Genomic DNA, 14,437 nt, shown 5'->3' with positions numbered 1-14,437 from the left:
ATGTCAACTTTCACAGGTTGACCTCCAAATTTTTAGAGAGTGGGTTCACCGCCTACTCTCTATATTTTTTTATTCATAATTTTAACTTTATAAAAAGGGGGTTAGTAACATGGATTTTACAAACCTTCCTCCTGAATTATGGGTACAGGGAATATTCTGTGCCTTATTTGTGTGGCTTTTAAGATTTACCATGACAGAAAGTAAAGAACGTGAAGGTAAACTCATGGCTCAAATTGAAAAACAAAATGCCACCAATGAAAAGATCGTTACGTCATTACAACGATTAGAGAAAGATGTATTAGATATTAAAAATAAGGGGGAATAATCAATGGCTGAAATTACAACGGCTGCTTATACGGCATTAAGAAATTATGTTCAATCAAATTGGAAATACATTGAGTTACAAGATGAGACAGGGGCTAAAATTGTAAGGCTAACAACTACTGATAATCGAGTAGCTTCTGCGATTGAAGGAAATAATGTAAAACTTACTGTAATTATCAAAGGTTCAGATAGCGATATTATTACACCTAAGACATTTGCAAAGAGTGTGATTTATGATGTAGCAACAGGTGGAACTCCTTACTCAATTGAAACATTTGCACCTTTTACAATAGAGTCAGATCAAGATGAATTAACGGTTATACATACTACCCAAGTGCCAAAGGTGATTTAAGATGTTAGGGGCAGGTACATTAGCCAATCCCTATATTATTCAAACACCAACTGACTTAAACAGTATTAGAAATAACCTTACGGCTTATTATGAACTAGGAAATGATATAGACTTATCAGTTTATCCTAACTTTGTTCCCATTGGTACTTCATCTTCTTCCCAACGTTTTAAGGGAACATTTGACGGTAAAGGATTTAAGATTAAGAATTTAAAAATCAATTCCTCTACTGCTAACATTGGTTTATTTGCTTTTGTAGAAAATGCAATAATTAAAAACGTAGCATTGATTGATGCTCAAGTAGTAGGCAATGCGGTTAATTATGTTGGTGCTCTTTCGGGTTACGCATTTGGAACCACTCTTATTCAAAATTGTTACTCAACAGGTACAGCATCGGGACAATATGGAGTAGGTGGTTTAATTGGTTGGCATAGTTCAGGAACAATTGAAAATTGTTGGTCTAATGTGGATGTTTCAGGTATGGGGCGTGCAGGTGGTTTAGTTGGAAACTTAGTTTCTGCAACTTCCTACATAAAGAATTCTTATGCTTATGGTAATGTTTCTTCTACAAATACAAGTTATCCGCCAGGTGGACTGATAGGAGATTTAGGAACAACTGTTTCTAATGTAACTAATTCATATTTCAACAAAGATATTTGTCCAACAAGTCCGGCAGGTACAGGATTAACCACAGTACAAATGAAACAGCAATCTTCTTATGTTGGTTGGGATTTCACTAATACGTGGGGAATCAATGGCGACTATCCTTATTTACAAATATTTGGAGTGCCTGAAAAACCTGCTAAGATACAGACCGTCAATTTATCGTCTAATCTATCTAATCTAATAGGTTCAGTAAATTTGAAGAAAAAGAAGGTCATTACACCTGAATCAACTATCAATCCTATTTTCTCTATTGTTTCATTAGGAAAATCAACTAAAAGAAGCGTTGAAGGTTATTCCCTTCCAATTCATTCACAAGTTGATATTTCTCATAGGACAATCAATAGCAGGGTAATAGACTTAATTTCCACTATGAAGCCAATTTCATCTGATATTTATAGGAGTGTCGTAAAGGTTACTAACTTGACAAGTCATATGAAGCCTCTATCAGTTGATTTAAGCGTATTGATACCAATTAGGAATGAAGTTATTAATGCTTATGTAGAAGTGGTTAAAAACGGCTCACAGGCGGTCGAAATTTTTAACAACAGTGATTTATCCATCATTGAGAATCCTTCAAGTGTGGAGGTGATTGAATAATGTATAAAGGGGATACATGTAGGCTCAAAGTTCATTTTAAATCATTGTCAGGTCGTTTAGTTGATCCTGATAATGTGAAATTGACGATTTATAAACCAGATCAAACAAAAATTGAAGAGTTTTTATTAGATGACACTCACAAGGAAAATGTAGGTGTCTTTTTTTATGACTATACACCTGCCGTTGAATTGGACGAATTTATTTTCGAGTTTGGCGGCAGTGTAAATAATAAGCCGATTCTTGTCAGGGATTCGGTAAAAATCAAATTCTTATAGGAGGTCATACGATGGAAGAGAATCAGGAAGTAATTGAGCAACAACAAGAAGTAACAGAAGTGCAAGAAACAGTATCTAAACAGGAGTATGATTCATTGGTTACTCAAATGGAAGAATTGAAAAATAAGCTTCCACAAGAGAAATCAGAAAGTGAACTAGCAATTGAAGCAAAGGAAAAGGAACTTTTTCAGAAAGAGGTCAATTTAACTCTTAAAGAATCAGGTCTTGAACAATTTGCCGAGATTATCAAAGTTTCTAATTCTGATGAACTTAATACAACAGTTGATGTATTAAAAAAGATTGTGAATGAGATTAAAGTATCTACTGGTTATGTGCCATCGGAACATGCTAAGCAAGATGCCTATTCAGAAGCAGAAAAGAAAAAAGATGTTGGCGGTATGCTTTCAGCAAAACTTGCTAAATTATTTCAGTAATTAAAAATTATGAAACTAAGGAGAATGATAAATATGTTTAAATCTACTAACTTTACTAATATGGAACAAATTTCACTTGCTAAGGAGATCGCAGTAATTGGCGTTGAAGAGACTCCTTTCACATCTATGCTTATGGCTAAAGGTAACATCGAGAAGGCATTATCAACTATCTATACATGGAGAGAAAAGACACTTAACACACTTGGTGATCTTTCAGCCGTTGAGGGTTCAGATGATATTACTTTCTTTGAGAGCGCCAGAGCAGAACTATCTAACGTGTTGGAAATTTTTAAAGTTGGAGTACAAATTTCAGGAACGGCGGAAGCTATGAAATCAACTCAACTTAATGAAGAGGTACAAGATCGCCTTCTTGAACTGAAAGTGAATATGGAGAAAAAGTTCATCTTGGGAATTAAGAATGATGGCAGCAAAGCACCTTTTAAACGTCAAATGGCAGGTTTACTTGAACAAGCAGACACTTCCAATGCAGTAGCAGTAACAGGAGCAATTGCAGAAGCAGACATTAAGAAAGCAATGCGTAATCTTTGGGATAAGAATACAGGTGCAGGAACAGTTTATGCTTTTGTAAATGCTGATCTAAAGGAACAAATTGATTCTATTTATGTTGATAAATATGGATATAACCATGTTACAACTGATTTTGGATTGATTGTTGATTCTATCAATACTAACTATGGTCGTGTCCATTTTGTATTGTCTCCACATATTCCGGCTGATAAGGTTGTATTCTTTAAAGATACATATGTTGACCTTGCTTATTTACGTGAGCCAAAGGTAGAAGCACTTGCTAAGAGTGGAGATAATAGCAAACTTCAAATTGTTGCAGAAGCCACTTTAAAGGTTGCTTCACCTAAAGCAGTAGGCATTATGACAGTAACAGCATAAACAAATACATAATTAAGAAGGGATAGTCTTTCGGGGCTATCTCTTTTTTATTCATAATTTTTAAGAGGTGAGTAAAGTGAATCCTAAAATTGAAGAATACTTTCTCAAAAGAAGGAGAAAAGGTATTCGACTTGTAGTATTAGCACCAATTGTTGGTTGCTCACAGTCGCTATTATCCAAATATGAGACAGGTGTAGCAGGTATGAGCAAAGACAAAATAGAGAGATATAGAGAATACATAGATACATATAAAGATAATCAATAAAAACTTATTCTAAAAATTTGGAGGTGAATGTGTGAAAGTATCAAGAAATTCGTCATAACCACTTCCTTTTATTTTATATGACCGATTGGAGAAATTTAAGGAATCAACTTCAATCAAATATGGTCTAGGAATAAAAGGAGGAAGTCAAATGTACAGATGTCTGTATGTTTGACGGTTATAGGCGACAGATAATTGTTGTCAGAGGATGTTTTACCCTAAAAGGATAGTGGGAGAGTTTTTCTTTCACTAAGAATATGAAGAAAGTATTAAAAGATAAATTCCCAGAATGGACAGTAAAAGATTTAAAGCTAGAAATGGATTTAATTGTAGGAGATGACAGTGATAGTTTATTTTCGTGCAATCTGTTAGAAGAAATGACAGATGGTAAATGGAAAATAAACTATTTTTATGACTTTGAAAATTTTCATCGTCATGAAGAAACTGAACTAATGACAATAGGTGTAGATATGGCTTTTGCAAAGAATACAAGATGTTTTGACAATCATATCACTCAACAATACATAAACAGTCCTAAGAATCATTATATGGCTAATCCTAACCTTGTCTATAATATTACAACTGGCAAGCCATATCATAAAAAATACCCTTTTAGTACATTAATGCTAATCATGGCACTCTATGATATACCAATGCCTAAGAGTGATATAGGTAAGGATATTATTCTTGCCGTTGATTCAGCCCATAAGGGACATTATGCGACAAGTAAATATTTTAAAGATATACATACAACTTGGCTAGAGAGATTGGGCTTTACGGAGCTTATTGACCGATTAAATAAAAATAATGATAGTTATTATAAACGGATTCAGAAAGGGTTAAATCTCAACGGAAAAATATCAATCAACAAAGAAGGATTCCTCGAATCAGATATTAAATTTGATAAGTTGCAGCCATACTTTGATTGGGAGATTACCTTGCCAAATAAGCAATTCCAGTTATTTAAAAAGTATAATCGTTGTGGGCAAAACATCAATAAGAAAATGCCGGAAAGAAGCCAATTAATCTCATTAGCTTATACAAATAACGACTATGTAAGTTTTACAACAAAATAAAGGAGCGATAAACAATGAAAAATTTAACTGAAAAGGATTTTTTCTTCTGTTACAATTATAAGTTATCAGCATTTTTAAAATATAAAGGTTTCCACTATATCACAAAGGCAGTTAATCATAAGACGGACAAAATGTTTAGTTTGTACATTAAATCAGATGAGTTACAAGCAGCGTTAGACGAATATAGATCACAAAAGTAAGAGGGCTGATATAGTCCTCTTTTTCTAAATTTTATTTCAAAAGGAGACATTCAAAATGAAAGATTTAAGAAAGTATTTACAATTTGACGAAAAACAAAACGATATTTTTATCCCTAATGAGATTTTCGAGGATTTCAAGACAATTAAGAAGAATCATATTCCATTTGCTTTTTCTTATTACTATCTAACGAACTGGCTTTATCGTTATGCAAAGTATGGCTTTGTTGCTGAATTACTTACTCAAAAAGAATTGAAACAGATTCTAGGCTATAGTCCAATCTATAAGCCAGTTGATTATCTAATCAAAAAGAATGGCGTACTTGAACAAATGAAGTATCTTGAAACAACAAATGAAATTCCCACGACTTGGGAAATGGGACATTCATTCCAATATGATATTTCAGAAGATTTAGCATTTAACTATTATGAATATGATGCAGAAATGAATGAGTACGGAGTGAATTTCCCTAACAGATATGTGATTAAGAAGCCCATTCGTGCTTTTACTAGACATGTGAATGATGAGGAAGCACAAGAGGATTATGAGAATGATTATATTGACGGTACGTTCTATGATGTCTCAAATACGACTCTTATTCCGTTTGAGGTTTTCTTATTTTGTATGGAAAATGAGCAAATTGGCTGCACAGGTTTTTACCTATGGAGCTACTTAAAAATGAACAATCAATTTTATGATAGTGGCTTTGATATACCTTTAGAAAAACTTGCAGAGGAAACAGGAATCTCCAAGAAGTCATTAAGTGAATATTTAAAGTTGTTGAGAAAACATAGAATGATTGAAGTTATACATAATCAAGAAGCATTTGTTGTTGGATTGAGAAAGGAAGATCGTAAAGCCAATACATACATAACAGGTGACCATGATTTCTTCTGTGAAGTTGGGGATGAAAAAGTTGAAACAATGAAGGTTATGACTAGGAAAGAATACTTTGAAAAATTGAAGAAGGAACAAGAAGAAAGAGATAAGAAGAAGGCGGATATTCCAGTAGACGCTTTACCGTACTAAATTATTTTTTCAAAAGGTTACAAATTTACACTATATTTAATATAAGTTCAAATATTGATGATTAAATTAAATGTTAGGATGATTATTATTTAAAATTTTAATGTATATACAATAATTCAAATATCATTAGTCTTATATTATATATGGTGTAAAAATGTAACCTTTTAAATTTTTTATAAATGCAAGTATATGGAAGTCCCAATCAAAAATTATTCTAGGAGGAATCTATAATGTTTAAAATTTTTAAGTATAAAGAAGAAGTCAATAATCTGAAAGAAAATGTTAAAGGATTAGAAGAGTCATCCAATAAGTTTGAAGATACTCTAACTTTAATCAACGATAACATGAAGGAATTAAATGAAAATTTTATTGCTCTTAAAGGTCGCATAGATGCGACAAATAGAAATGTTGAGCGTATGGCAATCTTAAATGAAATGATTATTAAGGAATTAGAAGCATTTAAGGCTAAGTCAGAAAAAGGGGCAGGTGAATTAAATTGAATATCCATGAAGCTTTGAAAAGTGTCTCGTATAAAAAACAGGAATATTTTAAGTGGAAGCATGATATTCGTTTCAATAGAGAAGTACCACCTAAAACAGAAGAAGAATTTTTGAAAACGATAGGAAATAAAACATTAAACTCATTTAAGCAATGGGAAAGAAGTCAAGAATATAAAGGGTTATTATTATTACTGTTAGAATCCAGAGTAGCTAATGATTTTGATGAGATTTATAAAATTGTATCTGATAAGGCTAAAGAGGGGGATGAGAAATCAATCCGTCTCTTTTTATCTATGCAGAAAGATATTCAACAAAATGCAAAATTAGCTAGTAAGACATTTCATTCAGTTGTAGAGGATGAGCCGGAAGATGATGAGGGATTAGATTTAAGTTGATTGGGGGTGAGTGAATGACAGTCAAAAAGAAATCCAATAGTAAAGCATTGCAAAAAGTGATGAGTGATTTTCGATTATTTGCAAAGAATTTCATTAAGATTATCGATAACAACGGTGAATCTGTTCCTTTTATATTGAATCCTGAACAAGAACAATTCACTAAGGAAATGACTAAGTATAATGTAATTTTGAAGGGCAGACAGATCGGTAAACAGTAATGCCGATTTTAAATTTCCTCTAATTGACTTGGAAATCCTAACGTAAAGCCGAGGACGACAGGGCGCAAGTTTAAATACAGCGTGAGAGACTAAGCGAGGAAACACTATTTCAGTGAAGCGATAGTCCGAACTATATGGAAACATATAGAGTAAGGTTGAAGTGCCTTACCGCTACAATTGTAGTCAGTAACCTATACAGGTGAAAGTAACAGAATGTTTACTACGTGGTCATTGGCTTATATGCTCTATTCAGCAACCACTAAGCCAGATACATCATATTTAATCATGACTCATCATAATAAGGTTACACAGTCGTTATTGAAGAAGATTAAGAAAATGTATAAATCATTACCTCATGACAAGTATCCTGAATTGTTTCCTAAACTTGAATTGAATAATCGTGATGGTTTATATATGTCCAATGGCAGTAATATTATGGTGGCAACGGCTGGCGGTGAGGATTCAATTTCAGGAAACACATTTGAATTAATCCACTTTTCCGAAATGGCTAAGTATCCGAACGAAGCCCAAGAGGAAATAATGGCTACTGCTATTCCTGCATTGGCTAAGAATCCTAACAGTAAGATTATCGTGGAAAGTACAGCAATGGGTTATAACTTCTATCAAGAGTTATTTATGAAAGCATATAGAGGGAAAGAATCTGTTTGGAAAGCACACTTTTATTCATGGCTTGCAGAAGCATATAGTAAGCAATTTAAACATTCATTTGATGAAAGCGAGACATGGTTCAAGTTACATAATAAAGGGACTAGAATGAGCAAGAAAGACCTTGAACATGATGAAAAGATTCTTCATGAAAAGTATGGGGCTACTTTTAGACAGTTGATGTTTAGAAGATATTACATAGAAACAAATAGTTTAGAGAAGTTTATGCGAGAGTTTCCTACAACGCCACATGAAGCTTTTGCAGAATCTAATAAGGCAGTATTTGATACGAAGAAGATTATTGAACGTTTACAGAATGTTATTGAACCATTGCCAACAAATGAAATATACGATGAGTTACCGGAAATCTTACAGCCATACATAAATAAAAACCTATTCATTTACCATATGCCTAAACGTGGTATGAGGATGTATGCAGGTGTAGACGTTGCTTCCGGTTCAGGTGGCGATAATGATAATTCAACAATGAGTGTATATAATGCAGAAGGTCAACAAATGGTTTCTTTTTATGCAAATGATATTCCTGGCTATGAGTTCGCTAAAATAGTGGATTCTATAGGCAGGTTTTTTAATTATGCCTTCATTTGTGTAGAAAGGAATAGTTATGGTACTCCTTTATTGGAACGATTAAGAAAAGAGTATCAGTACATGAATTTATTAAAACAGAAGATATTCAATGAAAAAGGTAAGAAGAAATTACAGTTGGGCTTTCAGACAACTAATGTTACTAAGCCAATCTTAATAGAGGACATGAAGGAAAACTTTGAATTAGGCATGATTAATATTGAATGTGTTCAGACGTTAGAGGAAATGAAAATATATCAAGACAATAACGGAAAGTTAGGTAATAAACGTGGGACTAATCTCCATGACGATTTAGTTATTGCAACAGCAATGTCAATACAAGCCATGAAGCAAGGTAAGTATTATGTGGATATTTAGGAAAGGGGAATGAGGATGACAAAGTTAAATCAATACATAAAAGAAAAATATGATAACAGTAATGAGTGGTTTATGGAATTTGTTAATGAATATCATAATCAAGCCAGAGTTTTAGAAGTGGAAAGATTAAAGAATTATCTTAATGGAGATCATGCTATTCTTCAACGTCAGGGCTTTAAGCATAATGGAAAAGAGTATCATGCCAAGAAGATTGTATTAAATTATGCTAAAACTATATTGTCATTTCAGAAGAGTTATTTACTTCAAACGCCTATTACATTGATTGGCAATGAGAAAGTTGTCAGTGAATATAAGAAGGTAAGTAAGCAAGGTAAGTATGATAGATTGAACATGAAGATTCTCGATAAAGTATTGAAGTATGGGGAAGCGTACGAGTATTTATATATGGACAATGGAATGATTAAGAGTAAGATTATTGGTGCTGATGAAGGTTATCCATTGTATAACGAAGAGAATGAGATGATTGCATTTGTTCAAATGTTTGTGAATGATGGAATATCATACTATACAGTTTTTACAGATGATGTTGTAGAAAGATATGATAATAAAGGTGGCGAGTTAAGACTAACGGCTAGATATGCTAACTTATCAGGATTGCCAGTAGCTTATACATCTGATAATGAATTAAGTGAAACAGAAGGACGCAGCGAGTTGTCTGATTGGGTTTCTATATTAGATAATATGGAATCGTTATTAAGTAAACATACCGAAGCGACTGAAGTTTTCCTTGACCCGATATTTTTATCAATTGGACAACAGATTAAAGAATCATTGCCTGCTGATATTGTTGGGAAAGGTATACATTTAGATGACGGTGGAGAAGCAAAGTATCTTCAAGCCCAATTAGATGTAAAGAGTTTTGAGAATACATATAAGACATTACAATCAGCCCTACTTGATATTTCAAGCACCCCTGCTGTTAGTATGGGTAAGACCGACATAAGTAACCTTTCAGAAGTCAGTATTCGTTTATTGTTCTCGTTAGCTAATGTAAAAGCCGGAGTAAATGAACAGTTTATGAGAGAAGGTATTGAACAACGATTCGATAAGATTAGAACATTGTTGAAATATAAAGGGATAGAGTTTAGTGATGATGATTTTGATACGTTAGATCATGTGTATCATTATGCTCAACCTGCAAATGATAAAGAGATTATTGAGAATCTAAAAGTGTTGAAGGATATGAATAGTATTAGTACGGAAACAGTGATTAGTAAGACACCTTATATTCAGGATATTGCAGGAGAATTAGATAAGTTGAAGAGTGAAGGTGTATTGAATAGGAATGATAATATGAGTGAGGATAAAAGGAAGGATAACGCTTTAGTCAAGTAAAGGATTATATGTGATTAGTGGAGTGTGAGTATATTTGATGGAAACATTGATATGATACGCTTTAGTATAGTGAAGTATATATCACACTTCACGCACCTGTTATTATAGTTGACTTCCTTAAAAATATAATGTATTATTGTAAACTAGATGGAACGCTAAAAAGTTTGAAAAGTAGCGTCACATCAATACTTGTGGCAGTATACAAATCAACTTCTCATAACATACATTATGTAAACTAGTTGATAAAATGGTATATAATGAGTCTTATATGCCGGTTATTTTGAAATTTTACAAGTGATTATTAACCTACTGGATACCCCAATGTTGCAAAAAGTTTCCCAAACATACCAATCTTCACACCCACGAAAATTTTACTATAAATAGCAGGAAACACCTTCCAATTGTCGAACCATGATAATAGGGGGTGTTTTTTGTGTTTTATGTAGAGTTTTATGATTATGAGACAAAGCATTTATTTGCCGTTTTTCCTGACCTAACATTAAGAGAAGCATTAGATTGTATTCGTATTTATAAGCGAGAAGATCATTCATATTATGATTATGAAAAGAAAATAATGATGTGTCAGCGGTATATAAGTAGTAATCGGTTTGTTAAACGAAAGGGAGATAAAACAATAAAAGGTTTTCAATTATTCCTTGAAGCATATCCAGCACAAACTAGTTAGAAATATTATCCTCTTTTGGAAGGTATGGTTCTCCTTTGTGTCGAAAGTAATAGGAAATGAAGGGGGATTAATCATGAAAAATATGTATATAGTCATGAGTTTATTGTTTTTATTTCTTATTGCAGGATGTAATAATCAAACTAAGGAAGAAGTTAATGCAAAGGAAGAACCGAAAAAGGAAATAGTTAAATTTGAAAGTGTTGAGGATGCAGAAGCTTATTTATGGGAGGGTGCTAAAGAAAGTAAATCTTATTCAGAGATAGAAAAGATTATTGCCGACAATTCATTTGTTTCTGAATCTGACTATGACAAAGTTGTAAATTGGTATAAAGAGTTAGTAAGAATAAATGAGATAGTTAGAGCGCAGCATAAAGATTTGGCTGATTCAGAGGTAGAGGATTTAATGTTTATAAAAAAAGACGGTGGAATTATTACTAGAAGTCGATCAAATGAAACTGGTGGATTTAAAGGCTATGAACTTGAATTTATTAGTGAGGATGATACATATAAACTAGAAAAGCTTACAATGCTTCAATAAATTTTAACCGAAACTAACACTGTCCAATTATGGATGGTGTTTTTTATTTGTCTAAAAGAAAGGAATTGATATAAATGAATAATTTGCAACGGCTTCAATTAGAAACTAAGGGAATCTCTCTTGAGCAAGATGAATTAACGATTTACCTGCAAGAGAATGAATTGAAACCATTTGATGAATACAATCCTCAATCAGCAACTAATAAGAAGAGGATTTATCAATCGGCTCTATCTGTACTTGAATCTATTGCCAATAATCCTGCTCTTATGAAGTCAGTTAAATTGGATGATATGACTGTTAGTGATTTTCATGAGAATTTGATGAATCGTATAGATCAATTGGAAAGAAAGATAAGAAAACTGAAAACAGATGAACAAGTAGCCAATAATTCTAATGTATTTATTCTGTTTAATAATTAACTTTTAAAGAAAAAAGCCAAACAAAAAGCCTTCCTCTACTCACAATAGAAGAAGGCGACGCATGAAGCGTTAAGCTCACAAGGTTAGGGGATAGAAAGTTTATTCCCTAACTAATATCTAATATATACCATATCTTTTAAATATATGCAAGGAGGTATTTACATGTTTGAAATGACGGATATTGAATCAATTTTTAACATGGCAGCCGTAAACGTTAAAGTGAATGACATTGACAAGAAAGCAATCATAACTAATCCGGCAATCAATGAATTTGAAGAAAGATATATACATACTCTTGATGTTATCGGTCAGGGCGATAAAGTTACATATGAGAGTGAACATTATCTTGTAATTGCTGAAAGTGTTACTAAGCGTCATGGAAAGTTTAAAACACTTATGAGACATTGTAATCATGTGTTTGAGATTCCGGGGGAAGTAACAGAAGTTTTAGTAAGAGATGAGAATGGAAAAGTTGTTTTAGATGATTATGGTATGCCGGAATATGATTATATTCAAGGTGAGCCTACTTTAGTTCCTTCTATCATAGATAATAAAAATTTCTCTATTGATGGAAAGCAATTAAGAGTGCCAGTTAATGAGATAATCATAGTTGTTCAGGATAACGAGAAGAATCAGAAGGGTTTTGTAGTCAATAAAGAGTTTGATTTGATGGGGAAACGTTGGAAGGTGTTGAATCAGGATTATACAAAGGTAGGATTGATTATATTAACGTGTGAGAGAATTGCTTCTAAGGCATAGGAAGATTAACCACTTTACATTTCTAAATAGTCACTTTATAATGAAAACTATCAATTACTATTGTGAAGTGTATTCTATTCTATAAACATTGACTTAAATCATTGATACATAATGATTCTGATTTTAGACACCTTGACAGGGTAGAGGTCGCTGGTTCGAACCCAGTCGGAATCATACCAAAAGAAAGAGCGAGAATCCTTAGTATATAAGGGTTTTCGCTCTTTTTTGTTGCTTTGATTATCAATAATCATCAAAGAAGCACGCTTGTTTTGCCGACATTCTGCCGACCAAACGTGATAACATAATGATTTTTAATGGTTTTCTTTGGTTCCTAATAGTGCAGAATCTAATTTTTGTGTAGCAATTTCGTCGGCCTGTTTTAAGGCATGGCCATAAATATTCATTGTGGTCGTAATATCAGAATGGCCTAAGCGTTCCGAAATAATTTTTGCGTGAACACCCTCATTAATGAGAAGGGTGGCTGATGTATGTCTCAAAGCATGAATGTTAATATATTTCAACTTATGACGCTTAATAAATCGTTCCCACCAATTTTTCAAAGACTCCGGATGATACGGCTTTCCGTTTTCATCAGCCAACAAAAAATTATGTTTTCCGTCTTTCCATAGAATCTTCGCTGCAAGTCGTTCTTTCTTTCGTTGTAATTCTAAACTTTTTAAAGGCTCTATCAGAGTTTCAGATATAACAATATCCCGCTTCTTTGCGCTCCTACTGCCTTTCTTTATTTCATGAACTTGATAACCCTCTGCTTTTGAATAGGTGAGGGCTTGTCTAACATGAACGATTTTCTTTTCATAGTCGATGTGTTTAAATTCCAGGCCAAATAATTCAGATCGGCGCATCCCTGTAGTAATGGCAAGTTTAATAATAATTTGCCAATGTAGCAATTCCGCGTCTAGGCACTTTAACAATTCGCTTGCTTCTTCCAGTGTGTAAACCTCTACTTCTTTGTACTCAACTTTTGGTTTATCTATTTCTTTTACAGGTGATTTCTCAACGATCCGACATTTAACAGCAAAGTTAAAGATGTTATTTAAGATTCGATAGTTATAAAAAACTGTGGAACTGGAGAGCTTTCCTTTTTTTCCGTCCAGGCGCATACCATTCTCTTGAAGATTATGAAGAAAATCGATAACATGCATCGGTTGAATTTGATCCATTCGCAAGTATTGAAAAGCGGGAAGTATCCTGGTTTCTAAGTGTTGAAGAAATGTTGCTCTAGTTGTATGAGAAAGATGTTTGTCGGCATGTTTGGGAAGCCATTCATTTTTTACAAAGTCAACAAACATCATTTTTTTAGGCTCAAAATAATTTTCTCCTGTTACTTCTACAACGAACTTGGCTAACTCTAATTCTGCTTCTCGAGAACCCTTTGCCTGCACTGTTTTATATTTTTTATTTCGCTTCTTCTTTTTCGTTGCCGGATCAACGTAAGAGCCAAGGTCAACTTCGAGCTGCCATTTATTTTTACCTCTTGATCTAAAATGTCCTTTAGCCATATATGCTCACTCCATTCGTGAAATTAAAAATTAATCCTTACTAGGCTGAAAATCCTCAAGATTATACTCACTGAGCTTCCTTGGGATGTCCTCTCCTCTAATCTTGTAGAATAATTCGCCGTCTTTTTCGTAAATTCGTTCAAAGATCGGAATACGAATCAACTTATGTTTATTTGGATTTTTAAATGCTTTTTGCTGTAATTTGTCAGCTCTTTTAATTTCAAATTCAGACAACATATTTGAGGGCTCCTTTTATGCGAATGTATGTTCTTTTTTGTGGGTGAAAGAAAAGCCCAAAGAG

Annotated in this window: 21 protein-coding genes; 19 read left to right on the top strand and 2 right to left on the bottom strand. The window is 33.2% G+C overall.

Going from position 1 to position 14,437, the window contains the following annotated elements; genetic code table 11:
* The first annotated feature begins 109 nt into the window (after positions 1 to 109).
* The 19 genes from MKZ02_RS19825 to MKZ02_RS19735 all read left to right on the top strand — a co-directional run bounded on the left by MKZ02_RS19825 (position 110) and on the right by MKZ02_RS19735 (position 12,616).
* Positions 110 to 325, top strand: a complete 216-nt coding sequence (locus tag MKZ02_RS19825; protein WP_340855682.1) for a BhlA/UviB family holin-like peptide — start codon at positions 110 to 112, stop codon at positions 323 to 325.
* Positions 326 to 328: 3 nt separating this feature from the next.
* On the top strand, positions 329 to 676 hold the full coding sequence (locus MKZ02_RS19820; RefSeq protein WP_340855679.1) for a hypothetical protein: 348 nt from the start codon (positions 329 to 331) through the stop codon (positions 674 to 676).
* Position 677: 1 nt separating this feature from the next.
* Complete coding sequence (locus MKZ02_RS19815; protein ID WP_340855677.1) at positions 678 to 1,937, top strand: hypothetical protein; 1,260 nt, start codon at positions 678 to 680, stop codon at positions 1,935 to 1,937.
* The gene (locus tag MKZ02_RS19810) at positions 1,937 to 2,212 is read left to right on the top strand and encodes a hypothetical protein (protein WP_340855675.1); all 276 of its coding nucleotides are present in this window, start codon (positions 1,937 to 1,939) and stop codon (positions 2,210 to 2,212) included. The genes MKZ02_RS19815 and MKZ02_RS19810 overlap by 1 nt, the downstream gene beginning before the upstream one ends.
* An 11-nt stretch (positions 2,213 to 2,223) precedes the next feature.
* Positions 2,224 to 2,646 carry a hypothetical protein gene (locus MKZ02_RS19805; RefSeq protein ID WP_340855673.1) on the top strand — a complete coding sequence of 141 codons (423 nt, stop codon included), beginning with the start codon at positions 2,224 to 2,226 and terminating at the stop codon, positions 2,644 to 2,646.
* Positions 2,647 to 2,679: 33 nt separating this feature from the next.
* Positions 2,680 to 3,552 (top strand): SU10 major capsid protein, encoded by an 873-nt coding sequence (locus MKZ02_RS19800; RefSeq protein ID WP_340855670.1) that lies wholly within the window; start codon positions 2,680 to 2,682, stop codon positions 3,550 to 3,552.
* Between the two features lie 76 nt (positions 3,553 to 3,628).
* Positions 3,629 to 3,817 carry a helix-turn-helix domain-containing protein gene (locus MKZ02_RS19795; RefSeq protein ID WP_340855668.1) on the top strand — a complete coding sequence of 63 codons (189 nt, stop codon included), beginning with the start codon at positions 3,629 to 3,631 and terminating at the stop codon, positions 3,815 to 3,817.
* A gap of 254 nt (positions 3,818 to 4,071) precedes the next feature.
* Positions 4,072 to 4,890 carry a hypothetical protein gene (locus MKZ02_RS19790; RefSeq protein ID WP_340855665.1) on the top strand — a complete coding sequence of 273 codons (819 nt, stop codon included), beginning with the start codon at positions 4,072 to 4,074 and terminating at the stop codon, positions 4,888 to 4,890.
* Between the two features lie 14 nt (positions 4,891 to 4,904).
* A complete protein-coding gene (locus MKZ02_RS19785; protein ID WP_340855663.1) occupies positions 4,905 to 5,090 on the top strand; it encodes a hypothetical protein in 186 nt (61 codons plus the stop codon).
* Between the two features lie 55 nt (positions 5,091 to 5,145).
* A complete protein-coding gene (locus tag MKZ02_RS19780) occupies positions 5,146 to 6,117 on the top strand; it encodes a hypothetical protein (RefSeq protein ID WP_340855661.1) in 972 nt (323 codons plus the stop codon).
* A 230-nt stretch (positions 6,118 to 6,347) separates the two neighbouring features.
* Complete coding sequence (locus MKZ02_RS19775) at positions 6,348 to 6,617, top strand: hypothetical protein (RefSeq protein ID WP_340855658.1); 270 nt, start codon at positions 6,348 to 6,350, stop codon at positions 6,615 to 6,617.
* A complete protein-coding gene (locus tag MKZ02_RS19770; protein WP_340855656.1) occupies positions 6,614 to 7,012 on the top strand; it encodes a hypothetical protein in 399 nt (132 codons plus the stop codon). Before MKZ02_RS19775 ends, MKZ02_RS19770 begins: the two co-directional genes overlap by 4 nt.
* Before the next feature lie 14 nt (positions 7,013 to 7,026).
* Entirely contained in the window at positions 7,027 to 7,230 is a 204-nt protein-coding gene (locus tag MKZ02_RS19765) for a hypothetical protein (RefSeq protein WP_340855654.1), read from the top strand.
* A gap of 213 nt (positions 7,231 to 7,443) precedes the next feature.
* Entirely contained in the window at positions 7,444 to 8,859 is a 1,416-nt protein-coding gene (locus tag MKZ02_RS19760; RefSeq protein WP_340855653.1) for a DNA packaging protein, read from the top strand.
* A gap of 15 nt (positions 8,860 to 8,874) precedes the next feature.
* Positions 8,875 to 10,215, top strand: a complete 1,341-nt coding sequence (locus MKZ02_RS19755; protein ID WP_340855650.1) for a phage portal protein — start codon at positions 8,875 to 8,877, stop codon at positions 10,213 to 10,215.
* Between the two features lie 433 nt (positions 10,216 to 10,648).
* A complete protein-coding gene (locus MKZ02_RS19750) occupies positions 10,649 to 10,900 on the top strand; it encodes a hypothetical protein (RefSeq protein ID WP_340855649.1) in 252 nt (83 codons plus the stop codon).
* Positions 10,901 to 10,973: 73 nt separating this feature from the next.
* Positions 10,974 to 11,438 carry a hypothetical protein gene (locus tag MKZ02_RS19745; protein ID WP_340855647.1) on the top strand — a complete coding sequence of 155 codons (465 nt, stop codon included), beginning with the start codon at positions 10,974 to 10,976 and terminating at the stop codon, positions 11,436 to 11,438.
* Positions 11,439 to 11,512: 74 nt separating this feature from the next.
* Complete coding sequence (locus MKZ02_RS19740; RefSeq protein ID WP_340855646.1) at positions 11,513 to 11,857, top strand: hypothetical protein; 345 nt, start codon at positions 11,513 to 11,515, stop codon at positions 11,855 to 11,857.
* 162 nt (positions 11,858 to 12,019) lie between these two features.
* The gene (locus MKZ02_RS19735) at positions 12,020 to 12,616 is read left to right on the top strand and encodes a hypothetical protein (protein WP_340855645.1); all 597 of its coding nucleotides are present in this window, start codon (positions 12,020 to 12,022) and stop codon (positions 12,614 to 12,616) included.
* A 311-nt stretch (positions 12,617 to 12,927) separates the two neighbouring features.
* Here MKZ02_RS19735 and MKZ02_RS19730 read toward each other — a convergent pair whose 3' ends face one another.
* Complete coding sequence (locus MKZ02_RS19730) at positions 12,928 to 14,136, bottom strand: site-specific integrase (RefSeq protein ID WP_340855643.1); 1,209 nt, start codon at positions 14,134 to 14,136, stop codon at positions 12,928 to 12,930.
* 30 nt (positions 14,137 to 14,166) lie between these two features.
* Positions 14,167 to 14,373: a hypothetical protein gene (locus MKZ02_RS19725; protein ID WP_340856481.1), complete on the bottom strand. Its 207-nt coding sequence runs from the start codon at positions 14,371 to 14,373 to the stop codon at positions 14,167 to 14,169.
* Between the last annotated feature and the right edge of the window lie 64 nt (positions 14,374 to 14,437).

It is taken from the genome of Pseudobacillus sp. FSL P4-0506 (genome assembly GCF_038003025.1).
In the GTDB taxonomy this organism is placed as follows: domain Bacteria; phylum Bacillota; class Bacilli; order Bacillales; family Domibacillaceae; genus Pseudobacillus.
Note: the sequence above shows the minus strand (reverse complement) of the source record. Positions and strands in the feature narration are given on the sequence as shown.